General features: G+C 71.3%; 16 protein-coding genes. 8 read left to right on the forward strand and 8 right to left on the reverse strand.

From position 1 onward, the window contains the following. Positions 1-1637, reverse strand: a 1637-nt coding sequence (locus tag AAHZ94_RS07445) for an isoleucine--tRNA ligase (RefSeq protein ID WP_349991544.1), incomplete at its 3' end; no start/stop codon positions are given. Between the two features lie 622 nt (positions 1638-2259). Between AAHZ94_RS07445 and AAHZ94_RS07450 the strand changes: the two genes are divergently transcribed. The 4 genes from AAHZ94_RS07450 (at position 2260) to AAHZ94_RS07465 (ending at position 7124) form a co-directional block, all read left to right on the forward strand. Beyond that, complete coding sequence (locus AAHZ94_RS07450) at positions 2260-3108, forward strand: TraR/DksA family transcriptional regulator (protein ID WP_349991546.1); 849 nt, start codon at positions 2260-2262, stop codon at positions 3106-3108. 84 nt (positions 3109-3192) lie between these two features. Further along, a complete protein-coding gene (gene lspA, locus AAHZ94_RS07455) occupies positions 3193-3798 on the forward strand; it encodes a signal peptidase II (protein WP_349991548.1) in 606 nt (201 codons plus the stop codon). Between the two features lie 394 nt (positions 3799-4192). After that, positions 4193-5134 carry an RluA family pseudouridine synthase gene (locus AAHZ94_RS07460; protein ID WP_349991549.1) on the forward strand — a complete coding sequence of 314 codons (942 nt, stop codon included), beginning with the start codon at positions 4193-4195 and terminating at the stop codon, positions 5132-5134. A 379-nt stretch (positions 5135-5513) separates the two neighbouring features. Then, positions 5514-7124, forward strand: a complete 1611-nt coding sequence (locus AAHZ94_RS07465; protein ID WP_349991550.1) for a Na+/H+ antiporter — start codon at positions 5514-5516, stop codon at positions 7122-7124. A gap of 226 nt (positions 7125-7350) precedes the next feature. Here AAHZ94_RS07465 and AAHZ94_RS07470 read toward each other — a convergent pair whose 3' ends face one another. Further along, positions 7351-8508, reverse strand: a complete 1158-nt coding sequence (locus AAHZ94_RS07470) for a mechanosensitive ion channel family protein (RefSeq protein ID WP_349991552.1) — start codon at positions 8506-8508, stop codon at positions 7351-7353. Positions 8509-8628: 120 nt separating this feature from the next. Between AAHZ94_RS07470 and AAHZ94_RS07475 the strand changes: the two genes are divergently transcribed. Next, on the forward strand, positions 8629-9210 hold the full coding sequence (locus tag AAHZ94_RS07475; RefSeq protein ID WP_349991554.1) for a dienelactone hydrolase family protein: 582 nt from the start codon (positions 8629-8631) through the stop codon (positions 9208-9210). A 130-nt stretch (positions 9211-9340) separates the two neighbouring features. On the opposite strand, the gene AAHZ94_RS07480 is transcribed toward AAHZ94_RS07475, so the two are convergent. The 5 genes from AAHZ94_RS07480 to AAHZ94_RS07500 form a co-directional block, all read right to left on the reverse strand. Continuing rightward, the gene (locus tag AAHZ94_RS07480) at positions 9341-10975 is read right to left on the reverse strand and encodes an alkaline phosphatase D family protein (protein WP_349991566.1); all 1635 of its coding nucleotides are present in this window, start codon (positions 10973-10975) and stop codon (positions 9341-9343) included. Between the two features lie 156 nt (positions 10976-11131). Next, on the reverse strand, positions 11132-11980 hold the full coding sequence (locus AAHZ94_RS07485; RefSeq protein WP_349991555.1) for a thioredoxin domain-containing protein: 849 nt from the start codon (positions 11978-11980) through the stop codon (positions 11132-11134). 112 nt (positions 11981-12092) lie between these two features. Further along, the gene (locus tag AAHZ94_RS07490; protein ID WP_349991556.1) at positions 12093-12776 is read right to left on the reverse strand and encodes a hypothetical protein; all 684 of its coding nucleotides are present in this window, start codon (positions 12774-12776) and stop codon (positions 12093-12095) included. Between the two features lie 380 nt (positions 12777-13156). Continuing rightward, positions 13157-14257, reverse strand: coding sequence for a thioredoxin domain-containing protein (locus AAHZ94_RS07495; RefSeq protein WP_349991557.1), 1101 nt, complete (start codon positions 14255-14257; stop codon positions 13157-13159). Positions 14258-14455: 198 nt separating this feature from the next. After that, positions 14456-15778 carry a DUF2252 domain-containing protein gene (locus tag AAHZ94_RS07500; RefSeq protein ID WP_349991558.1) on the reverse strand — a complete coding sequence of 441 codons (1323 nt, stop codon included), beginning with the start codon at positions 15776-15778 and terminating at the stop codon, positions 14456-14458. A 202-nt stretch (positions 15779-15980) separates the two neighbouring features. On the opposite strand from AAHZ94_RS07500, the gene dnaE reads away from it, so the two are divergent. Then, positions 15981-19523: a DNA polymerase III subunit alpha gene (gene dnaE / locus AAHZ94_RS07505; RefSeq protein ID WP_349991560.1), complete on the forward strand. Its 3543-nt coding sequence runs from the start codon at positions 15981-15983 to the stop codon at positions 19521-19523. A 418-nt stretch (positions 19524-19941) separates the two neighbouring features. Here dnaE and AAHZ94_RS07510 read toward each other — a convergent pair whose 3' ends face one another. Further along, positions 19942-20115, reverse strand: coding sequence for a hypothetical protein (locus AAHZ94_RS07510; RefSeq protein WP_349991561.1), 174 nt, complete (start codon positions 20113-20115; stop codon positions 19942-19944). A 255-nt stretch (positions 20116-20370) separates the two neighbouring features. Between AAHZ94_RS07510 and AAHZ94_RS07515 the strand changes: the two genes are divergently transcribed. Both AAHZ94_RS07515 and AAHZ94_RS07520 read left to right on the forward strand, forming a co-directional pair. Then, positions 20371-21681, forward strand: coding sequence for an NYN domain-containing protein (locus AAHZ94_RS07515; RefSeq protein ID WP_349991562.1), 1311 nt, complete (start codon positions 20371-20373; stop codon positions 21679-21681). A 147-nt stretch (positions 21682-21828) separates the two neighbouring features. Continuing rightward, complete coding sequence (locus AAHZ94_RS07520) at positions 21829-22872, forward strand: ABC transporter ATP-binding protein (RefSeq protein ID WP_349991564.1); 1044 nt, start codon at positions 21829-21831, stop codon at positions 22870-22872. Positions 22873-23210 lie beyond the last annotated feature (338 nt).

Genomic DNA, 23210 nt, shown 5'->3' on the forward strand with positions numbered 1-23210 from the left:
GCGAAGGGCATGGAGCCGGAGTCGTACCAGGCGTCGATGACTTCGGGGACGCGGACGGCTTGGTGGGTGCAGCCTTCTTGGGGGCAGGGGAAGGTGATGGCGTCGATGTGGGGGCGGTGGGGGTCGAGTTGTGATTGGTCGGTGCCGGTGAGGCGGGTGAGGTCGGCGCGGGAGCCGATGCAGGTGAGGTGGTCATCGGTGCAGCGCCAGATGGGGAGTGGGGTGCCCCAGTAGCGGTTGCGGGACAGGGCCCAGTCGATGTTGTTGGTGAGCCAGTCGCCGAACCGGCCGTGCTTGACGGTCTCCGGGAACCAGTTCGTCCGCTCGTTCTCCGCCAACAGACGGTCCTTGACCGCCGTCGTCCGCACGTACCACGACGGCTGCGCGTAGTAGAGCAGTGCCGTGTGGCAGCGCCAGCAGTGCGGGTAACTGTGCTCGTACGCCACGTGCTTGAAGAGCAGGCCGCGCTCTTGGAGATTGGCCACCAGGATCTCGTCGGCCTTCTTGAAGAACTGGCCGCCGACCAGCGGGAGGCCGGGTTCGAAGGTGCCGTCCGGGCGGACCGGGTTGACCACCGGCAGGTCGTACCGCCGACAGGTCTGGAAGTCGTCCTCACCGAAGGCGGGCGAGGTGTGGACCAGGCCGGTGCCGTCCTCGGTGGTCACGTAGTCGGCGCAGACGACGAAGTTGGCGCCTTCGAGCGGGACCGAGTCGAAGGGGCGCTGGTACGTCCAGCGCTCCATGTCCTTGCCGGTGAAGGACGCGCCGGTGACCTCCCAGCCCTCGCCGAGCGCCTTGGTCACCAGGGCCTCGGCCACCACCAGCCGCTCGGTGCCGTCGGTCGCCACCACGTACGTCACGTCCGGGTGGACCGCCGCCGCGGTGTTGGCCAGCAGCGTCCACGGGGTGGTCGTCCACACCAGCAGCGAGGCGTCACCGGCGAGCGGGCCCGAGGTCAGGGGCAGCTTGACGAAGACCGAGGGGTCGACGACGGTCTCGTAGCCCTGGGCGAGTTCGTGGTCGGAGAGGCCGGTGCCGCAGCGCGGGCACCAGGGGGCGACGCGGTGGTCCTGGACGAGGAGGCCCTTGTCGAAGATCTCCTTTAGCGACCACCAGACGGAGTCGATGTACTCCGGGTCCATGGTGCGGTACGCGCCGTCGAGATCGGTCCAAAAGCCCATGCGGGTGGTGAGTTCGGCGAACGCGTCGGTGTGCCGGGTGACCGACTCGCGGCACTTGGCGTTGAACTCGGCGATCCCGTACGCCTCGATGTCCTGCTTGCCGTTGAACCCGAGTTCCTTCTCGACGGCGAGTTCGACGGGCAGGCCGTGGCAGTCCCAGCCGGCCTTGCGGGCGACGTGGTAGCCGCGCATGGTGCGGAAGCGCGGGAAGACGTCCTTGAAGACGCGGGCCTCGATGTGGTGCGCGCCCGGCATGCCGTTGGCGGTGGGCGGGCCCTCGTAGAACACCCACTCCGGGCGGCCCTCGGACTGTTCGAGGGAGCGGGCGAAGACCTTGTTCTCGCGCCAGAAGTCGAGCACCGCGTGTTCGAGAGCGGGCAGATCGACCTGGGCGGGCACCTGGCGGTACTGGCGGGGCTGAGCCGGCTCGACCGGCTGCTGCTGCGACTCTGACATGGGGTGGGGTCTCTACTCTCCGGCGGAATGGCTGGTGCATGGTCCGTCGGAGGGACGAGAGCGCTGCGGCTCCCGCGGTACCACCCTCCTTGGCCGCGGGGACTCCCACGGCCCCCTCATTGGGGTCGCGCTTCCGGTTCTACTCACCCCCATGGTGCAGGGCTTTCTTCCGGCGGCTCCGGGGTGATCTTCGCGTCGCGCTGGCCCTCGGGCTCACACCGTCCCCGAGTCGCTCATGGCCGCTGACGACGCTACTCGTCCCCTTCTACGCCTCTCGCTGAATTCAGTGTACGACTCGTCCGGCCGCCGGCCGACCGCAATTTCGCCGCTGTGACCTGGCGCGGCGCCGCTCGGGCGGGGTGCGCCCGGTCGCTCGACAGGGGGCGGAAGGCCGCGGACACCGTGCGCCCGGGGGTGGCCGTGGGCCGGATTACCCCGCCTGCGGTGGGGCACAACGGATGAGACCGGTCTGCCAGGTAGCGGGCCGCGTACCGCGTCTTCCCGGGCGGAGGTGCCCCGGGGTCCCGGAGGTCGGCGTGCCCTGTTGCCGCGTGGTGGGAGTCGTTTTATCGTTCCGGCACGATTCGCGCACAAGATCACAATATGTGAAGGGGTTGCGGCCATGGTGGCGAAGAAGCCCGCCGTGAAGCAGTCCACGGCGGCGGAACCGGACGCGAGACCCGGCGGGAAGCCCGACGGGAAGACCGGGGAAAAGTCCAGCGAGAAGGCCGGCGCAAAGGCCACGGGGCAGTCCGGCAAGGAAGCCGGCAAAAAGCCCGGCAAAGGGCCCGGCAAGAAGGCCAGCGAGAAACCCAGCGGAAAGCCCAGCAAGAAGTCCCCTGAGAAGTCCACCGGGAAGTCCGCGGGGGCGGCGGCCAAGAAGAAGACCGTGGCCGCCCCGGCGAAGAAGAGCACGGCCAAGAAGGCTGCACCGGCCACGAAGGCGGTGCCCGCGAAGAAGACGGGAGCCAAGAAGGTGGCAGCGACAGAGACTCCGGGTGGGGCGTCGACGAAGGGCCGTAGCGCAGCGCGGGGGACCGCGGTGCCCGGTGCCCGCGCGGCCACCACCACGGAACCTGGCGGACTGGCCGTACGGCCGAACGAGGAGCCCTGGACCCCGGCGGAGGTGGCCGAGGCGCGGGCCACGCTCGAAGAGGACGCCGAGCGGCTGCGCGCCGAGATCCGGGCGTCGGAGGAGGCGCTGACCGGGCTGCTGCGCGACTCCGGCGACGGGGCGGGCGACGATCAGGCCGACACCGGCACCAAGAACGTCACCCGAGAACACGAGATGGCGCTGACCAGCAACGCCCGCGAGATGTTGGTGCAGAGCGAGCGTGCGCTGTCCCGGCTTGAGGCCGGGACGTACGGGCTCTGCGAGAACTGTGGCAACCCGATCGGCAAGGCCAGGATGCAGGCGTTTCCGCGGGCCACCCTGTGCGTGGAGTGCAAGCAGCGGCAGGAGCGCCGCTGACCGTGGGGGCCCGGGGGTGTCGTACCCTCGTGCTCTACCAGGCGTGTCGTGGCGCCCGGGGGAGAGCGACACTGAGGGACTGACGTGACAGAGGCGGAGCAGGCCATCGGAACGCCCGAGCCGAAGAAGGCGGAACCTGCGGAACCCACGGAACCTGCGGAGCCCGCCGGCGCCTCGGCGGAGCCGGCCGCGGCCGGCGGCCGGGGCCAGCGGCGCCTACTCGTGCTGCTCTCGGTCGCCGCGTTCGCCTATGTGCTCGACCTGGTCACGAAGATCATCGTGGTCTCCGAGCTGGAGCACGAGGGCGCGATCGAGGTCATCGGGACCTGGCTCCAGTTCGAGGTGGTGCGCAACCGGGGCGCCGCCTTTAGCTTCGGCGAGGCCATGACGGTGGTGTTCACCTGCATCGCCACCATCGTGATCGTGGTGATCGCGCGGATCGCCCGCAAGCTGTACAGCGCTCCGTGGGCGGTCGCGCTCGGGCTGCTGCTCGGCGGGGCGCTCGGCAACCTCACCGACCGGCTGCTGCGCAGCCCCGGCCACTTCAAGGGCGCGGTGGTCGACTTCATCGCGCCGGCCCACTTCGCGGTCTTCAACCTCGCCGACTCGGCCATCGTCTGTGGCGGCATCCTCATCGTGATCCTCTCCTTCCGCGGCATCGACCCGGACGGCACGGTGCACCGGGACTGATCCCGGACGCGCAGCCCGTCCGCGGGGCGGGCCGCGCGGCGCTCCGGCGGCACCGTCGGAGTACGCCCGGGGCGCGTCCGGGGCACCCCGGTGGCGCAACGGTGGTGGCTCGGCTTCGTGCACGGGTGCCATGAGCGTGGTTCGAACCGGCGTCCGGGCAGTGGCGGCGCAAGGTACCGGGGCTGTGGGCGTTGGTCCCCGGGCAGATGGCGGTGCCAGCGCCGCCGCATTGCCGGTTTCGTACGGCGGCGGCCCGGGCCCGGAGCTCGCCGAATCCCTGACCGGCGCGTGCCGGGCGTGCCGGTGTTCACCAGGGCACTGCGGGTGGGGCGGGCCGGGGGGGGCGGCCGGACGTGCGTACGGAGGGTGGCCGGCGGTCCGGCATACTCGTCGGGTGAGCACCCTTCCCGAGATCCGCACCCTTCCCGTACCCGACGGCCTGGAGGGCGAGCGCGTCGACGCCGCGCTGGCCCGGATGTTTGGCTTCTCCCGCACCAAGGCGGCCGAGCTGGCAGCCGCGGGGAAGGTGCGGGTGGACGGTTCGGAGGCCGGGAAGTCCGACCGGGTCTCCGGCGGTGCCTGGCTCGAAGTGGAGATGCCGCAGGCCGCGCCGCCGGTGCAGATCGTCGCCGAGCCGGTCGACGGCATGGAGATCGTGCACGACGACGAGGACATCGTGGTGATCGTCAAGCCGATCGGCGTCGCCGCGCACCCGAGCCCCGGTTGGACCGGCACCACCGTCATCGGCGGCCTCGCCGCCGCCGGCTACCGCATCGCGACCTCGGGCGCCGCCGAGCGCCAGGGCATCGTGCACCGGCTGGACGTCGGCACCTCGGGGCTGATGGTGGTGGCCAAGTCGGAGCGCGCGTACACGCTGCTCAAGCAGCAGTTCCGGGAGCGCACGGTGGACAAGCGCTACCACGCGCTGGTGCAGGGCCACCCGGACCCGCTGAGCGGCACCATCGACGCCCCGATCGGCCGGCATCCGAACGCCGACTACAAGTGGGCGGTCACCGCCGAGGGCAAGCCCAGCGTCACCCACTACGACCTGGTCGAGGCGTTCCGCGCGGCCAGCCTGCTCGACATCAAGCTGGAGACGGGGCGTACGCACCAGATTCGGGTGCACATGGCCGCGCACCGGCACCCCTGCGTCGGGGACCTGACCTACGGCGCCGATCCGACGCTCGCCAAGCGGCTCGGGCTGACCCGGCAGTGGCTGCACGCGGTGCGGCTCGGGTTCGAGCACCCGTCGGACGGCCGCTGGGTGGAGTTCGAGAGCACCTATCCGCAGGACCTCCAGCAGGCGCTGGACCGGGTGCGGGCGGAGAGCGCCTGACCTGCGGGGGCCCGGTGGCTTGGCCCTGGCCTGCTGCGTTCGGGGCTGGGCCCGGGGCTGGTGCGTGGTCCTGCACGGATTTTCCTGCGGGCACGTCGCGCCTTGTGTAGCCGGCCGTCCGGCTCCCGCGCCGCCCGGCGCGCCCCGCCCCGTGTCGACCCACGCGCCGCCCGGCGCGCCGCGCCTCGTGTCGATCCACGCGCCGGGCCCCGTGCCGGCCGGCCCCGGTCGCGTACCCCACCCACCCCACAACGCCGCGCACCGCCCGTACGGCATGCGCGGGATACGCCCCATGGGGCCACCCGGGCGGGGCATTTGTCGTACTTCGTGGCAGGCTTGAAGCCGTGATCGTCTGACCGACGTCGGGAAGGCACGGCCCGTGGACCAGTTAGCCCTGCTGCTCCTGCTGTTGCTCGGGGCCGTGGTGATGGTCCCCATCGGGGAGCGGCTCGGGCTGCCGGCGCCGGTGCTCATGACGCTGATCGGCGTGGTGCTCGCGCTGTTGCCGTGGGTGCCCAACGTCGAGGTCGACCCCGAGCTGATCCTGCCGCTGGTGCTGCCGCCCCTGCTGTATGCGGCGGTGCAGCGCACCTCCTGGCGGCAGTTCGCGGCCAACAAGCGGGCCATCTTCCTGCTCGCCGTCGCGCTCGTCTTCGTCACCACCGCCGCGGTCGCCGCGCTCGCGCACGCCATCGTGCCGGGGCTGCCGGTCGCCGCGGCCGTGGTGCTCGGGGCGCTGGTGGCGCCGCCCGACCCGGGGGCGGCGACGGCGGTTGCCGGCCGGCTCGGGCTGCCCCGCCGGATGGTCTCCATCCTGGAGGGCGAGGGGCTGTTCAACGACGTCACGGCCATCGTGCTCTACCACGTGGCGCTCACCGCCGCCGTGAGTGGCAGCTTCTCGGTGCCGGCCGCCGCCGGCACGCTCGCCCTGTCCGCGCTGGTCGCGGTCGCCGTCGGGCTGCTGCTCGGCTGGGTCACGGCCCGGCTGATGGGCCGGCTGGCCGACCCGACGCTCCAGATCGGGCTGACGCTGCTGGTGCCGTTCGCCGCGTACGTACTGGCCGAGGAGTTCCACGGCTCCGGGGTGCTCGCGGTGCTCACCACGGCGCTCTTCCTCACCGAGCACGCGATGGACGCCGACGACGTGCTGGGGCGGCTCGCCGGACGCACCTTCTGGGAGGTGATCGACACCCTGGTCACCGGCGTCGCCTTCGGGCTGATCGGCCTGGAGCTGCACAACGTCTTCGGTACGGCCTCCGGGCGCTTCCCCGAGCTGCTCGGCGCGGGCGCCGCCATCGTCGGGGTGGTGGTCGGCGTGCGCCTGGTGTGGCTGCTGCCCGCGGCCTGGCTGGCCAAGCGCCTGCACCGGCGCCGGGACTACGACGAGGACATCCCGATGACCTGGCGCGAGACGGTGATCATGTGGTGGTCGGGGATGCGCGGGGTGGCCTCGGTGGCGCTCGCGCTGGCCATCCCGTTCACGGTGGACGGCGGCGGGGACTTCCCGGCCAGGGACGAGATCCTGTTCATCGCCTTCTCCGTGGTGTTGGCCACGCTGGTCGTCCAGGGCCTCTCGCTGCCGTGGCTGGTGCGGCTGCTGCGGGTGAGCGCGGACGCCAAGGCGGAGGAGGCGTTCGAGCGGGAGCTGGCCGAACGGGTGCTCCGGGCGACCCGGCGCAGGCTCAAGGAGATCCAGCAGGTGGAGGAGTTGCCCGACGAGCTGTGGGAGCAGATCGCCCGCCGGGCCTACGACCTCGGGGCCCGCATCTCGCCCGACATCGTGGAGGAGGACCGGCGGGAGGGGCACGACCAGCGGCTGGCACGGCTGCGGCGGCTCCAGCGGATCAACTCCGAGCTGCTGTCCGCCGCCCGGCACGAGGTGCTGGCCGCCCGCAGTGAACCGGGCGCCGACCCGGAGATCGCCGACCGAGTCCTGCACCAGCTCGACATGCGCAGCCTGCGCGGCGCCCCGCCCCCGGATGTGCCGTGAGCGGCTGGCCCGCGCCCCGCGCCCCGCGCCCCACGGACCGCGGGAAGCGGGTTCCGCGGGAGAGGCCGGGGGAGCGGGTTCCGCGGGGGCCGGGGCAAGCGGGCGTCGGAGGAAACGGGCGCCGGAGTCGCCCCGCCGCTTACTCGCCGTCCGGGCATCCGAGGCGGCGGGCACGCCGAAGAGTGGGTGGCGCGGGGAGCGGGCCCACGCGAGAGACGGCCCCCGCCTAGTCACCGTCCGGGCCCCGAGCCCCCCGCGGGCCCGGGTCGGGCGCCGCCCGGAGTTCCGCGGCGCCCGCAGCGTGCTGGTCGCCCCGGCCCTGCGCCGGAAGCCGGCCCGCCGGCTCGCGGACCGCTGCGGGGGCGGTGAGGATGCGCGGCAGCGCGTACGGGTGCTCCTCGCGCAGCCAGACCAGCAGCCGTTCGCGGATCTCGCAGCGCAGCGTCCAGATGTCGTCGGCATTGCGCGCCGTGGCCAGTGCCCGTACCTCGATCGTGCTCGGCGTGGTGCCGGTGACCAGCAGGTTCCAGGCGCGGCCGTCCCAGGTGGGGCAGTCTTCGAGGACCGTGCGCAGGTGTTCGCGCAGCTCGGCGATGGGCGCCGTGTGGTCGAGCTGGAAGAAGACGGTGCCGGTCATCTGGGCGCCGCCGCGGGACCAGTTCTCGAACGGCTTGCTGGTGAAGTAGGAGACCGGCATCGTGATCCGTCGCTCGTCCCAGGTGCGGACCACCAGATAGGTCAGCGTGATCTCGTCGACCGTGCCCCACTCACCCTCGACCACCACCGTGTCCCCGATCCGGACCGTGTCGCCGAAGGCGATCTGGAGGCCGGCGAAGAGGTTGCCGAGGGTGGACTGGGCGGCGATGCCGGCGACGATGCCGAGCAGACCCGCCGAGGCCAGCATCGAGGTGCCGAAGGCGCGCATCGCCGGGAACTGGAGCAGCATCACGGCGGCGGCCACCACCCCGATCACCGCGGTCACCACCCGCTGGATCAGGGTGAGCTGAGTGCGCACCCGCCGGGCGCGCGCCGGATCGCGGGGCCCGGTCGCGTACCGCGCGTAACTCGACTCGACCACCGCGGCCGAGATGCGCACCGCGAGCCAGGCCAGCGTGACGATCAGTATCAGCGTGAGGACCAGACCCATCGCGTCCATGTGGTCCTCGTCGCCGAACAGACGGGTCTCCCGGTACGAGCCGCGCACCAGGCTCGTCCCCAGCACCACCTGGAACGGGAAGCGGCAGCGCCGCAACAGCCCCCACAGCGGCGTCTCCGGGTGCCGCAGATCCGTCTTGGTCAGCAACCTGTCGACCAGCCAGCCGACGATCACGGTGAGTGTGACGGAACCGCCGATGACGATCAGCGGTCGCAGCACGTCCTCCATGGACTACTCAGCTCCTCTTGGATCTTCGGGTAGATCTTCGCGTCCGCTCCGGATCACCGCCCGCCACCGTAACTGGCACGATGGGTCCCGTACGAAACAGCGACAGGGATGTGACTGCACGTGGCCAGGCCATCGACGATTGTGCTCTTCCACTCCGCCTACGGTCTGCGCCCGGCCGTGCACGCGGCGGCCGAGCGGCTGCGCGCCGCCGGCCACGAGGTGCACGTGCCCGATCTCTACGAGGGGCGAACCGTCGAATCCGTCGAGGAGGGCCGGGCGCTCAAGGACGAGATCGGCACCGACGAACTGCTGGTGCGCGCGGTGCGGGCGGTGGCGCCGCTCTCCGCGCGCGGCCTGGTCTACGCGGGGTTCTCGCTCGGCGGGGCCATTGCGCAGAACCTCGCACTCGGCGACACCGAGGCCCGTGGCCTCCTGCTGCTGCACGGCACCTCCGACATCGCGGAGGACGCGGCGACCGACGGGCTGCCGGTGCAGTTGCACGTGGCCGACCCGGACCCGTTCGAGCCGCACGACTGGCTGAACGCCTGGTACCTGCGGATGGGCCGGGCCGGCGCCGACGTCGAGGTCTACCGCTACCAGGGCGCCGGCCACCTCTACACCGACCCCGAGCTGCCCGACTACGACGAGCAGGCAGCGGAGCGCACCTGGCAGGTGGCGCTGGCCTTCCTGGCGGAGCTGTAGCCGAATCGGCCCCCGGACCGGCCTCCCGGACCGGCGCCGCGGCCCCGCCCGTACGCGACGAACCCCCGCGTCCGCCACGTGTTGCTCGGCGGATGCGGGGGCTGCCGGGGGAGCGGGCGCGCGGGGCCGGTCAGCGCACCGGCTGGTCGGCCCGCTCCACGCGCTGGGTGCCCGACTTGGTCCGGTACGAACGCGCCCAGCGCGAGGTGGCGTTCGGGTCCTTGCGGTCGGAGACGGTGTAGTAGTCCATCTGCGTGCGCTGCTCGGTCACGTCCAGCACGCCGTAGCCGTGCGAGTCCATGTCCAGCCACTTCACGTGCCGGTTGGCGACCTTGATCGCGGCGACCGCGGGCAGCGACAGCGTGTGCGGCGCCACGTGCAGCAGGTCGTCGATGTTGTCCGAGGTGACCGATGTGACGACGAACTCGGTCGCGGCCGAGGGCGAGAGCGGGTACGTGGCGGCCTTGACCGGCACGTCGTTGGCCCAGGCCATGTGGATGTCGCCGGTGAGGAAGACCGTGTTGTCGATGCCCCGGTCGCGCAGGTGGGCCAGGAGTTCGCGGCGGTCGTCCGTGTAGCCGTCCCACTGGTCGACGCTGGGCGCGAACCCCTCTTTGGGCAGCCCGAGCAGTTCCACCAGCGGCTTGAGGACGTGCGCCGGCAGCGAGCCGAAGGCGAACGGCGAGATCATCACCGAGGTGCCGACCAGCTTCCACTGCGCGTTCGACGCGGCCAGCCCGGACTTCAGCCAGTCGAGCTGCGCCCGGCCGGTGATGGTGCGCTCCGGGTCGTCCACCGCGCCGCTGCCGCCCTTGGCCTGCTCGGAGCGGAACGAGCGCAGGTCGAGCAGGTGCAGATCGGCCAGCGCGCCGAACTGGAGCCTGCGGTACGTGGTGCCCTTGATGCTCGGCCGCACCGGCATCCACTCGAAGTACGCCTGCTTGGCCGCCTCGACCCGGCGCGCCCACGCGCCCTCGGCCTCCGGCTGGTGGTTCTCGGCCCCGCCCGACCAGGCGTCGTTGGCGAACTCGTGGTCGTCCCAGATCGCGATCACCGGGTGCGCCGCGTGCACCGCCTGGAGGTCGGCGTCGGTGCGGTAGTGCCCGTGCCGGGTGCGGTAATCGGCCAGGCTGACGATCTCGTGCTGCGGCGCGTGCTGGCGCACCACGTACTTCGCCGCCGGGTAGGTCCCCGTGCCGTACTCGTAGATGTAGTCGCCCAAGTGCAGCACCGCGTCCAGGTCGCTGCGCGCCGCCAGGTGCCGGTACGCGGAGAAGTAGCCGGCCTCCCAGTTGGCGCAGGAGACCACGCCGAACCGGATGTTGCCGTCCGACGCGCCGGCCGCGGGTGCGGTGCGGGTGCGGCCGACGGGCGAGAGGGTCTTGCCGACCGCGAACCGGTAGTAGTACGCGGTGCCGGGGCGCAGCCCGCGCACGTCGGCCTTGATGGTGTGGTCGGTGGCGGCGCTGGAGCGCACGCTGCCGCGGGCGACGACGCTGCGGAAGTCCTTGCTGGTGGAGACCTCCCAGGCCACCTTGACGGCCGCGCCACGGCCCGAGCCCGGCACGGCGTCGGGGCTCGGCGTGATCCGGGTCCACAGCAGGACGCCGTCGGGCAGCGGGTCGCCCGAGGCGACGCCGTGCAGGAAGGCGGGGCCGGCGCTGGCGGCGTGCGCCTCGGTCAGGCCGGTCAGCGGGAGCAGGGCCGCGGTGGCCGCGGCGGCCGTGACGGCGGTACGGCGCGAGACGCGCGAGGTACGGGATATGCGGGATATCTCGGATATCTGGGATGCCTGGGATGGGGCGTCTTGGGAGGTCACGGGCGTTGACCATACTGGTCAGTAGTGGCCGAAATAAGCCCAGCGGGTGGGCAAACCCCAAGAGTTTGCCCACCCGCCGCCGTCAAGCTACCGATGCGCTGCTTACTTCTTCAGCTTCTCGTCGATCGCGCTGGTGAACTCGTCGGGCGTCATCGGCGGGTTGCCGCCGCCCGCCGTGACCTTCTCGCCGTTGAGCTGGAAGGCGGGGGTGCCGGTGATGCCCTCGTCCTTCGCCTTGTCGAACAGCTTCGAGACCTCAAGCGCCCACTTGTCGTACGTGCCGTCCAGCACGTTCTTCTCGAAGCCCTTGTTGCCCTTGAGCTCCTTGACCTCCTGGGCTATCTCGACCAGCAGCTTGTCGTCCGAGTACTCGTCCTCGCGCTCGTCCGGGTGGTTCTTGGCGTCGAAGAGCACCTTCTTGTACTCCAGGAACGCGTCCGGGCTGACGTTGAGCGCGGCACCGAGGGCGCTCAGCGCGTTCTTCGAACCCGAGCCGCTGATCTGCGGGTTCTCATCGATGAAGGTGCCCATCTTGAACTGGGCCTTGTACTTGCCGGACTTGAGGTCGGCTTGCAGCGTGGCGCCGGTGGCCTGCTCGAAGCTGGAGCACACGGGGCAGCGCATGTCCTCGAACACGGTGAGGGTGTTCTTGGCGTCCTTCTTGCCGACGATGATCTCGGCACCCTTGTCGCCGCCGGTGTTGGCCGGCTTCGCGAACGCCTTCTTCTTGGCGTCGCTCTTCCACTGCTTGTTGCTGACCTTGGTCTCGGCGCCCTCGTTCATGTTGGCGATGGCCACACCGATGCCACCGGCCACGGCGAGCACGGCGACGATGGCACCGCCGACGACCAGTTGCCGCCGCGTCTTCTCCTTCTTCGCCTGCTTCTCGCGCTCGATGCGCAGCCGCTCGCGGGCAGCCTGCTTGTTCTGCTGGGTGTTGCGCTTGCTCATGACTGTGTTCTCCGTCGTCTCAAAGTCAGGGGTCGACCGGCGGCCGAAGTGCCGCTGCGGCCGGCGTGCACCGTGCTGGCGGTACGCGGCTGACGCCCGGGAGCGCTGGGGCTCAGGCCAGGGCAAAGACGGCGGGCGGACCCCGCCGGACGACGGAGTGCAGCAGGAGTGGCAGGTTACGGGCGGTGCCCGCGCGGTCGGCCGGCCGCTGCGCCGAGCGCGGCAGCAGATCGGCCGCGACGGCGGCGCAGGCCATCAGCAGCGGCCGGAACGCGAAGGAGGCGACGGCCCGCAGCAACTGCCCCAGCGCGGCCTCGCCCCGGCGCAGCCAGGCAGCGGCCACCAGGCCGATCGCGACGTGCGCGGCCAGCAGCAGCCAGGGCGCCGCCGAGTCCGCGCCGGTGGAGACGGTGACGGCTGCGCCGTGCTCACCCGTCATCCGGGTCAGCGGCGTGCCGACCCCGCCACCGCGGCACAGCAGGTCCACGCCCATGGTGCGCAGCGGACCGGCGACGGGCCCGCCCGCCTGTCCGTAACAGGCGTGCTGACCTGCGGTGAAGACGGTGTCAGCGGCCAGTTCGAGCGGGACGAGCAGGGCCGCTATCGACCCGTACCCGCGCTCGCGCCCGGCCAGGGCGAAGGCGATGGCGAAGACGGCGGCGCTCAGCAGCATCACGGTCGTGAGCGGCAGCGGGGCCCGGGACAGCAGGACATGGGACGCGGCAGACAGCGTCACGCACAGCGCCGTGAAGAGCGCTGCGCGTACCGCCCGCAGTCGTACCGTCGATATGTCCATCGCCCGAGAGTGTGTCATGGCCGCGGTTAAGTGGCGCGTCAAGATTCGGCATCACTGGGCGGACGCCGGTGGTGAGGCCAGAGTGACGCCGTTCAGCGGCTGGTGTGTGAGTCATCTCACGATGCGTGGGGGTGGGTTGACGGGGGTGTTGGCTTGTGTAGGGGGTGAGTTGGGTGGGGTTGCGGGGGCGCGGGGCGCCGGGGCGGGCCGGGGTGAGTGGGGGCGAGCTGGGTGGGGGCGCCGGGCCGTCGGGCTGGGGTGAATCGAGCGGGGCGGCCGGGGCGCTGGACCGGGCCGAGGCGAATGGAGCGGGGCCGCCGGTCCGGGCGGGCTGCGGCGTGGGCGGCACCCGGAGCAGGCGCCGCCCGTACGCCGTGTGGCTAGATCCGGTCGTCCACGGCCGCGGTGAAGTCGGCGGCGGTCATCGGCGTGCTGCCGGTGCTCCCGGTCAGCTTCGTCCCGTTCAGCTTCACGGTGGGTGTGCCCTCGACGCCGCTCGCGTTGAACGCCGCGGACATCTTCTGGGCCCACGCGTCGTAGACCCCACTGCGCACCTGCTGGGCGAAGGCGGAGTTGCCCGCCAATGCGGGTACCTGCTCGGCGACCTTGAGTAGATAGGTGTCGTCGGAGAAGGAGTCGGCGCCCTCGGTGGGGTGGTTCTCCTCCGTGTAGAGGGCCTTCTTGTACTCCAGGAACGCATGGGTGCTGACGTTGAGCGCGGCGCCCAGCGCGCTGACCGCGTTCCGTGAGCCGCTGCCGCCCAGCGAGGTGTCCAGGAAGGTGGCCAGGTGGAAGGAAGCCTTGTACTTACCGGCCTGGATGTCCTTGATGACCGTCTCGCCGACGCTCTGCTCGAACATCGCGCACGGCGGGCAGCGGGGGTCCTCGTACAGCTCCAGGGTGTCGGTCGCGTCGGGCACGCCGATGAGGACCGTGGTGCCGTCCGGACCCGTCGTGTTCGACGGCTTGACCAGCGGGCCCGCCGGGGCCTCGGTGCCGCCCGTGCTCCCGCTGCTGCCGGTGTCGCTGCTGCCGCCGGTGTTGCCGCCGGTGCCGCTCTGGCCCGGCTCCACGCCCTTGCCCTCGTCGTCGTTGCCCGGGGCCCGGTGGTCCCCGTCGCTGCCGCCGAACAACTCGCGCTCGGATGCCGCCTGCTCGTCCTTGGGGGAGTCGTCGTCGTTGCCCAGCACCAGCGCTCCGACGATCACCAGCGCGATCGCCGCCACGGCGGCCACCACCGCGATCAGCGTCCGCCGCTGGTTGCCCGGCTGCCCGGGCGGCGACGCCTGCCCATACGGCTGCGTCCCCGGCCCGTACGACGGCGGGGGCGGGGCCTGTCCGAATCCGGGCTGCTGCGGGGCGGCTCCGGGCGGGGGTGGGTACGGGCCCGCCGGGGGTATGCCCGGCGGGGCGGGAGGCGGCGGGTTGGATGGCGCGCCCTGCGGCTGCTCTCCGTCGGGCTGCTGCTGACCTGGCTGCATGGCGAGTCACCCTAGCCGGGGCGGCCCGGGCTGCGGCAGCCACCGACGCCGATCGGCCAGTGGGCCGGCCGCCGGCCGTCGCCCGCCTGCTGCCCGCCCCACCACGCCACCTGACACTGTTACCCGATGCCGCCACCCGCCGCTCGGTGCCGACACCGACACCGACGCCGCCCCGCTCACCCGTGGCTCACCGCCGGCTCACAGGCCCGGTATGGCCCCGTTCCGGAAGAGGTCAACGAAGATCTGGTGGTCGGCGCGGGCCCGGGCGCCGTACGCGTGCGCGAAGTCGACCAGCAGGTCGGCGAAGCCGCTCTCGTCGGCGGCGATGGCCGCGTCGATGGCGCGCTCGGTGCTGAACGGCACCAGCGAGTGGCCGCTCTCGTCGTCCGCCGCCGCGTGCATCGTGGCGGTGGCCCGGCCCAGGTCGGCGACGACCGCGCCAATCTCGTCCAGGTCGTCTATGTCGGACCAGTCCAGGTCGACCGCGTACGGCGACACCTCGGCGACGAGCTGCCCGGCGCCGTCCAACTCGGTCCAGCCCAGCCACGGGTCGGCGTGCGCCTGGAGCGCGCGCTGTGAGATGACCGTGCGGTGCCCCTCGTGCTGGAAGTACTCGCGCACCCGGGCCTCGGTGATGTGCGCGGCGACGGCGGGCGTCTGCGCCTGCTTGAGGTAAATGACGACGTCGTTCTCCAGGGCGTCGCTGTTGCCTTCGAGCAGGATGTTGTACGAGGGGAGGCCGGCGCTGCCGATGCCGATCCCGCGCCGGCCCACCACGTCCTTGACCCGGTAGGAGTCGGGGCGGTCGAGGCTGGACTCGGGGAGCGTCTCCAGATAGCCGTCGAAGGCCGCCAGGACCTTGTAACGAGTCGCCGCGTCCAACTCGATGGCGCCGCCGCCGGCGCTGAACCGCCGCTCGAAGTCGCGGATCTCGGTCATCGAGTCCAGCAGCTCGAACCGGGTGAGCGAGCGGGCGTCGCGCAGCGCGTCGAGCAGCGGCCCCTCGGCGGTGTCCAGCGTGAACGGCGGCACCTCGTCGTCCTTGGCGCCCGAGGCGAGGGCCGCGATGCGCTCCCGGTACGCGCCCGCGTACGTGCGGACCAGGCCGGTGATCGCCTCGTCGCTGAGCGCCTTGGTGTACCCGATCAGCGCGACCGATGCCGCGAAGCGCTTGAGGTCCCAGGTGAAGGGGCCGACGTACGCCTCGTCGAAGTCGTTGACGTTGAACACCAGGCGGCCGTGGGCGTCCATGTACGTGCCGAAGTTCTCGGCGTGCAGGTCGCCGTGGACCCACACCCGGCTCGTGCGCTCGTCCAGGTAGGGGCCGCCGTGCCGCTCGGTCGCCAGGTCCTCGTAGAACAGGCAGGCCGTGCCCCGGTAGAAGGCGAAGGCGGACGCGGCCATCTTCCGGAACTTGACCCGGAAGGCCGCGGGGTCGGCGGCGAGCAACTCGCCGAAGGCGCTGTCGAAGACGGCGAGGATCTGCTCGCCGCGCTGTGCCCGGCCCTGCTCGGTCGCCATCGCTTGGTCCTCCTGGGGTGTGTCGCACGGAACTGTTGTCCCGCCGATTCCAACGTGCGGGGCGCCGGTGGAGTGCCCGCCCGTCGTCGATCGTCCGTCGGTCGTCCGAAGTAGACTTCGGAGCCATCTTTCCCTCCTGTCTCACCCCACGGGGAGGAGGGGACCGCATCCGTCACCCACTGTTCGCCGGAGGTCTTCCACCGTGGCCAAGCCGCCCTTCACGCATCTGCATGTGCACACTCAGTACTCGCTGCTCGATGGTGCGGCGCGGCTGAAGGACATGTTCGAGGCGTGCAGCCAGATGGGCATGTCGCATATCGCGATGACCGACCACGGAAACCTGCACGGCGCCTATGACTTCTATCAGCAGGCGACCAAGGCCGGTATCACGCCGATCATCGGCATCGAGGCGTACGTGGCCCCCGAGTCGCGGCGGAACAAGCGACGCATCCAATGGGGCCAACCGCACCAGAAGCGCGATGACGTGTCGGGCTCGGGTGGTTATACGCACAAGACGATCTGGGCGGCGAGCAAGACGGGTCTGCACAACCTGTTCCGGCTCTCGTCGGACGCGTACAAAGAGGGCTGGCTGACGAAGTGGCCCCGGATGGACAAAGAGGTGATCGCCCAGCACGCGGAGGGGCTGATCGCCTCGACCGGATGTCCTTCGGGCGAGGTGCAGACCCGGCTGCGGCTCGGCCACTTCGACGAGGCGCTCAAGGCGGCGGCCGAGTACCAGGAGATCTTCGGCAAGGGCCGGTATTTCCTGGAGTTGATGGACCACGGCCTCGACATCGAAAAGCGGGTCCGTGACGGATTGCTGGACATCGGCAAGAAGCTGGGCATTCCGCCGCTGGTCACCAATGACTCGCACTACACGTACGCGCATGAATCGGCGGCGCATGACGCACTGCTGTGCATTCAGACCGGAAAGAACATCTCGGACCCGGACCGCTTCCGCTTCGACGGCTCCGGCTATTACATCAAGTCCACCGACGAGATGTATGCAGTGGATTCGTCCGACGCCTGGCAGCAGGGGTGCGCGAATACCCTCCTGGTGGCCGAGCAGGTCGACACGAGCGGCTGGTTCGAAAAGCGCGACCTGATGCCCCGCTTCGACGTTCCCGACGGGTACACCGAGGTCTCCTGGTTCCAGGAGGAAGTGCACCGAGGAATGGCGCGCCGATTCCCGGGCGGCATTCCCGAAGACCGGCAGAAGCTGGTCGAGTACGAAATGGACGTCATCATCCAGATGGGGTTCCCCGGCTACTTCCTCGTGGTCGCCGACTTCATCATGTGGGCCAAGAACAACGGCATCGCGGTGGGCCCGGGACGTGGTTCGGCGGCCGGTTCGATCGTCTCGTACGCACTGGGCATCACCGACCTCGACCCGGTGGAGCACGGGCTGATCTTCGAGCGGTTCCTGAACCCCGAGCGCGTGTCCATGCCCGATGTCGACATCGACTTCGACGAGCGTAGGCGCGCCGAGGTGATTCGGTACGTGACGGAGAAGTACGGGGCCGACAAGGTCGCGATGATCGGCACGTACGGCACGATCAAGGCGAAGAACGCGATCAAGGACTCGTCCCGCGTGCTCGGTTATCCGTACGCGATGGGCGACCGCATCACCAAGGCGATGCCGGCCGATGTGCTCGGCAAGGGCATCAATCTCGATGGCATCACCAATCCGCAGCACCCGCGCTACAGCGAGGCGGGCGAGGTGCGGTCGATGTACGAGAACGAGCCGGACGTGAAGAAGGTCATCGACACCGCCAAGGGCGTGGAGGGCCTGGTCCGACAGATGGGCGTGCACGCCGCCGGCGTGATCATGTCCAGCGAGACCATCACCGACCACGTACCGGTCTGGGTGCGGCACACCGACGGCGTGACCATCACCCAGTGGGACTACCCCACCTGTGAAGACCTCGGTCTGCTCAAGATGGACTTCCTGGGTCTGCGCAACCTGACGATCATGGATGACGCGGTCAAGCTCATCAAGCGCAACAAGGGCATCGACATCGAATTGCTCGCGCTCCCGCTCGATGATCCCAAGACCTATGAACTGCTGTGCCGCGGTGACACGTTGGGCGTCTTCCAGTTCGACGGCGGGCCGATGCGGTCCCTGCTGCGGCTGATGAAGCCCGACAACTTCGAGGACATTTCCGCCGTGTCGGCCCTGTACCGGCCGGGCCCGATGGGCATGAACTCGCACACCAACTACGCGTTGCGCAAGAACGGCCAGCAGGAGATCACGCCGATCCACCCCGAGCTTGAGGAACCCCTCAAGGAGGTGCTCGGCATCACCTACGGCCTCATCGTGTACCAGGAGCAGGTGCAGAAGGCCGCCCAGGTGCTCGCCGGCTACTCACTGGGCCAGGCCGACCTGCTGCGCCGCGCCATGGGCAAGAAGAAGCAGGAAGTACTCGACAAGGAATTCATCCCGTTCCAGAAGGGCATGCGGGACCGCGACTATTCCGACGAGGCGATCAAGTCCGTATGGGACGTGCTGGTCCCCTTCGCCGGCTACGCCTTCAACAAGGCGCACTCGTCGGCGTACGGACTGGTCACGTACTGGACCGCCTACCTCAAGGCCAACTACCCGGCCGAGTACATGTCCGCGCTGCTCACCTCGGTGCGCGACGACAAGGACAAGTCGGCGATCTACCTCAACGAGTGCCGCCGCATGGGCATTCGGGTGCTGCCGCCGAACGTCAACGAGTCGGAGGCCAACTTCGCCGCGCAGGGCGACGACGTGATCCTCTTCGGCCTGACCGCGGTGCGCAACGTCGGCCAGAACGTCGTCGACTCGATCATTCGCAGTCGCAAGGCCAAGGGGAAGTTCGCCTCCTTCCCCGACTACCTGGACAAGGTGGAGGCGGTCTGCTGCAACAAGCGCACCACCGAATCGTTGATCAAGGCGGGCGCCTTCGACGAGATGGGGCACACCCGCAAGGGCCTGGTGGCGCACTACGAGACCATGATCGACAACGTGGTCGCGGTCAAGCGCAAGGAGGCCGAGGGGCAGTTCGACCTGTTCGGCGGGATGGGCGAGGAGAGCGGCGACGACACCCCGGGCTTCGGGCTCGACGTGGAGTTCTCCGACATCGAGTGGGACAAGTCGTACCTGCTCGCCCAGGAGCGCGAGATGCTCGGCCTGTACGTCTCCGACCATCCGCTCTTCGGCATCGAGCACGTGCTCAACGACAAGGCGGACGCGGCGATCGCCCAGCTCACCGGCGGTGAGCACGCGGACGGTGCGATCGTGACCATCGGCGGCATCATCTCCGGCCTCCAGCGCAAGATGACCAAGCAGGGCAACGCCTGGGCGATCGCGACCGTGGAGGACCTGGCCGGCTCCATCGACTGCATGTTCTTCCCCGCCACCTACCAACTCGTCTCCACCCAACTGGTCGAGGACGTCGTGGTCTTCGTCAAGGGCCGGCTGGACAAGCGCGAGGACGTGCCCCGGCTCGTGGCGATGGAGATGATGGTGCCCGACCTCTCGGAGGCGTCCGCGGACGCGCCGGTCACCATCACCATCCCCACCGTCAAGGTCACCCCGCCGCTGGTGGAGAAGTTGGGCGAGGTGCTCACCCACCACCGCGGCTCCACCGAGGTGCGGATCAAGCTCCAGGGCGCCCGCAAGACCACCGTGCTGCGCCTGGACCGGCACCGAGTCACCCCCGATCCCGCGCTCTTCGGCGATCTCAAGGTGTTGCTCGGCCCGTCCTGCCTGGGGGCCTGAGCCCACACCGGGCGCGACGGCCGGGCCCGGTGCCGGCCCTGACGTCGCGCTGCCCCGGCGGCCCAGCCCGGCCGCGGTGTCCGTATCCGGTAATGCGCGCGATATCCCAGCAGATGCGGTGAAGGGCAAGTAAAGGGGCGCGCCCTGCACAGGGCGCGCCCCTTTACGCTTTCTCTGCCGCCTCGTCCGTGGGTTTCGTCGAGTTCCGTGTTTTCTACGCCGGTTGCCCGGTGAGTGTGGCTCTTGTGCTTGTTGTGGCTACGGATGTGATGCGGGGCCCGTTGTTCCGGCCACGCGGTGCGATGATTTCCGGCCGGTGCCGCTCGACGGCGTCCCCACCGCGACGTCCGCAGGGGCGGGGGGAGAACGGCCGGTCACCGCGGGGCGCGGGCGCAGGGCCGGACGGTGCGCTGCGCCCTCAGTTGTGTCCGAAACGGCGCTGGTGCTTGCGGGCCACGTCCGCCGGGCTGCCCTGGGCCTGGGCCTGCGGCCGGGCCTGTGCCTCCATCGCGGACTTCTGCGCCTCCTGCCGGCCGCGCTCGGCCGCGCTGGCCTTCTGCTGCTCATTCCGGTCGCGCTTGTGCTTGCCCATCGTGGTGCCTCCAGTGCGAGGGTTTCCCCCGGAAAACACCCTGGCACGACAATCGGGAGCCTGCACGTCGGGCAATTGCCGGGTGGAAAGGGCGGGATGGGCCGCGTCGTTCCCTATCCGCCACGCCGATGATCGAGTTCCGGCTGATAACCCCCGTACGGTCGGGCAGACTCAAAGGAAAGTCGAAGCAAAAACGTCGAGGCAGGGCCATGCCGGTACTGCCGTGTCAGGGATCGTGAAGAAAGAGGGTGGAACGTGGACCGCTGCGTCGTCCTGGTGGACGCCGGGTATCTGCTGGGCGCCGCCGCGAGCCTGCTCGCCGGGGAACCGGCCCGCTCCCGCATCACCGTTGACCACGCCGCCCTCATCAAGGGGTTGCGCGATCGCGCAGAGGCCGACACGCAGCAGCCGCTGTTGCGCATCTACTGGTTCGACGGCGCCCCCGACCGGGTGCCGCAGCCCGAGCACCGCAGGCTGCGCGTGATGCCGCGGGTCACCGTGCGCCTCGGCGCCCTCACCCGCAGCGACGGCCGCTGGGCGCAAAAGGGGGTGGATGCCGCCATGCACGCCGAGCTCACCGAACTCGCACGCAACCGGGCATGTTCTGACATCGTTCTCGTCACCGGAGACGGCGACCTGCTGCCCGGCCTGATGTCCGCCAAGGAACACGGGGTCGCCGTCCACCTGTGGGCCGTCCAGGCCGCGGACGGCGACTACAACCAGTCCGAGGACCTGGTGGCCGAGGCCGACGAGCGGCGGGTGCTCGACCGCACCTGGATCCCCCAGGCGGTACGGGCCAAGGAACTGGCGGGCGCGTGCCCGACGCCCCCGGTACCCCGCCCCGAGATCGCCGCCATCCTCTCCGCCCCGCTGCCCGAGACGGCCGCCGCAGCCGCAGCCGCCGCCGGCTCACAGACCGCGCGCCCGCCCGCGCGGGGCGGCTTGCCCCGTACGGCCCCGGGGGACGGGAGCGCGGCCGGCCGGGGCGAGCCGCCGGCCCAGCCCGCGGCGGCGGCCACGGCCGACACCGGCCAGCCGAACGGCAACGGCGCCAAGGGCGTGCCCACCCCCAAGGACCTGGCCGGACTCGCCCGCCCCGGCAGTGCTGCGGCGCCTGTCGCCCCCCAGCCCGTGCCCACCGCCACGCTGCGCTGGTCATCCGAGAAGGGCTGGGTCGAGCGGGGCACCGCCCCCGCCACCGGCGAGCCCCCCGAAACCGCCGCGCTGCCGATGCTGGCCCAGCTCACCACCGCGGAACAGCGCTGGGCCGACCGCGAGGAGGACATCACCGCGGTCAGCGGCGACCCCTTCGAGGTCGGCCAGGTCTTCGCCCGCCGCTGGATCGGTCGCCTGTCCGAATCGACCCATGTGCGCCAACTGTCCACCGAGTACCCCCGCATCCCGCACCGCATCGACGGCGAACTGCTCAGGTACGCGGCCCGCTTCGGCCTCCTCGCGCACAAGGACGACCAGATCGACGAGCACGACCGGTACGCCATCCGTGCGGGCTTCTGGCGCGAAATCGACACTCGGATGGCCGCCGAGCACGCACCGGTATCCGAATAGCGGCCTACGCCCCGGCGCGGGAGGGCCGCCGGGCCGCCCCGGGGGAGCGCCCGCGGCGGTTTCGGGCCCCCACACCTGCGGCGCGCGGGGCTGGTGGGACGGCCCCGGAGCAGGGCGGCGGGGGCGAGGCGCGTACCCTCGTAGCTCGTGAGGACGGGCGCGAAGCAGCCGGAGCGGGACTCCGGGACCCAGGTGGCCGGCGGCGCCGCGGTGTGCGTGGTCCGCGGCCTCGTCAAGACCTACCCCGCGGCCCGCGCCCGCCGCGGCACCCCGCCCGCGCCCGCCATCCGTGCCAGCGACGGCATCGACCTGGACGTGCGGCGCGGCGAGATCTTCGGCCTGCTCGGCCCCAACGGCGCCGGCAAGTCCACCCTGGTCCGTCAGCTCACCGGCCTGTTGCGGCCGGACGAGGGCACCGTTGACCTGCTCGGCCACGACCTGGTCCGGCACCCGGACCGGGCCTCGCGCCTGGTCGGCTACCTGGGGCAGGAGTCCACCGCCCTGGACGAGCTGACCGTGGCGCTGGCCGCCGAGACCACCGGGCGGCTGCGCGGCCTGGACGTCAGGGCGGCCCGTGCCGAGCGGGACGCCGTCCTGGACGAACTGGGCCTGACCCCCATCGCCGGCCGGGCGATCAAGAAGCTCTCCGGCGGTCAGCGCCGGCTCGCCTGCGTGGCGGCGACGCTGGTCGGCGAGCGCCCGATGCTGGTGCTCGACGAACCGACCACGGGCATGGACCCGATCGCGCGGCGCGCCGTCTGGGCGGCCGTCGACCGCCGGCGGGCCGAGAGCGGCACGACCGTCCTGCTGGTCACGCACAACGTCATCGAGGCCGAGACGGTCCTGGACCGGGTCGCTGTCATGGACGACGGCCGGGTCATCGCCTGCGACACGCCCGCCGGCCTGAAGGCGCTGGTGGCCGGCGACGTACGGGTCGAACTGGTCTGGCGCGACCAACCGCCGCTGGACGTGCCCGAGGTCGCGGCCCTCAAGGACACCGCCCGGGCGACGGGGCGGCGCTGGTCGCTGCGGCTGGCGCCGGACGAGGCGCGTGCGGTGATCGCCGCGGTGACCGGGGGCCCGGCGTTCGCGGCCCTCGACGACTTCACGCTCGCCACGCCCAGCCTGGAGGACGTCTACCTGGCGCTGGGCGGACGCACCCAGGGGCCCGAGGGACTGGTGAAGGCGTGAGCCGCCGGCAGCCGTACGGCCCCCGGGCGCACCAGGACCGAGGACCTTACGCCGGCGAGCTGTCAGGAGCCGGGTTGCCGGCAGGCGGGTCGGGCGGCGGGCGGTTGGTTGGCCCGGGTGCGGCACGGCCTCGTACGCTGGTGGGTCCGGTGGCCGGGCGGGTCGCGGAGGGCTGCCACGAGGGCTGCCGTGCCGGCACTGCACGCCAGCGCGTCGCCCACCGGGGCGGCCACGGCGGGGCGGGGCCGCGCCCCGCGGCCCCGCCCCGGGGGGCGGGGCCCGCGCGGGGGCGGGGCGCCCCCGGGGGGGGGCCCCGGGGGGGGGGGGGGGGGGGGCGG

Source organism: Streptomyces sp. HSW2009, from assembly GCF_040240285.1.
Classification (GTDB): domain Bacteria; phylum Actinomycetota; class Actinomycetes; order Streptomycetales; family Streptomycetaceae; genus Streptomyces.

Excerpts from the sequence above, each read along its gene's own strand:
- AAHZ94_RS07490 (WP_349991556.1), bottom strand. The coding sequence starts at position 12,776 with ATGGACATATCGACGGTACGACTGCGGGCGGTACGCGCAGCGCTCTTC.
- AAHZ94_RS07500 (WP_349991558.1), bottom strand. The coding sequence starts at position 15,778 with ATGGCGACCGAGCAGGGCCGGGCACAGCGCGGCGAGCAGATCCTCGCC.
- AAHZ94_RS07470 (WP_349991552.1), bottom strand. The coding sequence starts at position 8,508 with ATGGAGGACGTGCTGCGACCGCTGATCGTCATCGGCGGTTCCGTCACA.
- AAHZ94_RS07495 (WP_349991557.1), bottom strand. The coding sequence starts at position 14,257 with ATGCAGCCAGGTCAGCAGCAGCCCGACGGAGAGCAGCCGCAGGGCGCG.
- AAHZ94_RS07510 (WP_349991561.1), bottom strand. The coding sequence starts at position 20,115 with ATGGGCAAGCACAAGCGCGACCGGAATGAGCAGCAGAAGGCCAGCGCG.
- AAHZ94_RS07450 (WP_349991546.1), top strand. The coding sequence starts at position 2,260 with ATGGTGGCGAAGAAGCCCGCCGTGAAGCAGTCCACGGCGGCGGAACCG.
- AAHZ94_RS07485 (WP_349991555.1), bottom strand. The coding sequence starts at position 11,980 with ATGAGCAAGCGCAACACCCAGCAGAACAAGCAGGCTGCCCGCGAGCGG.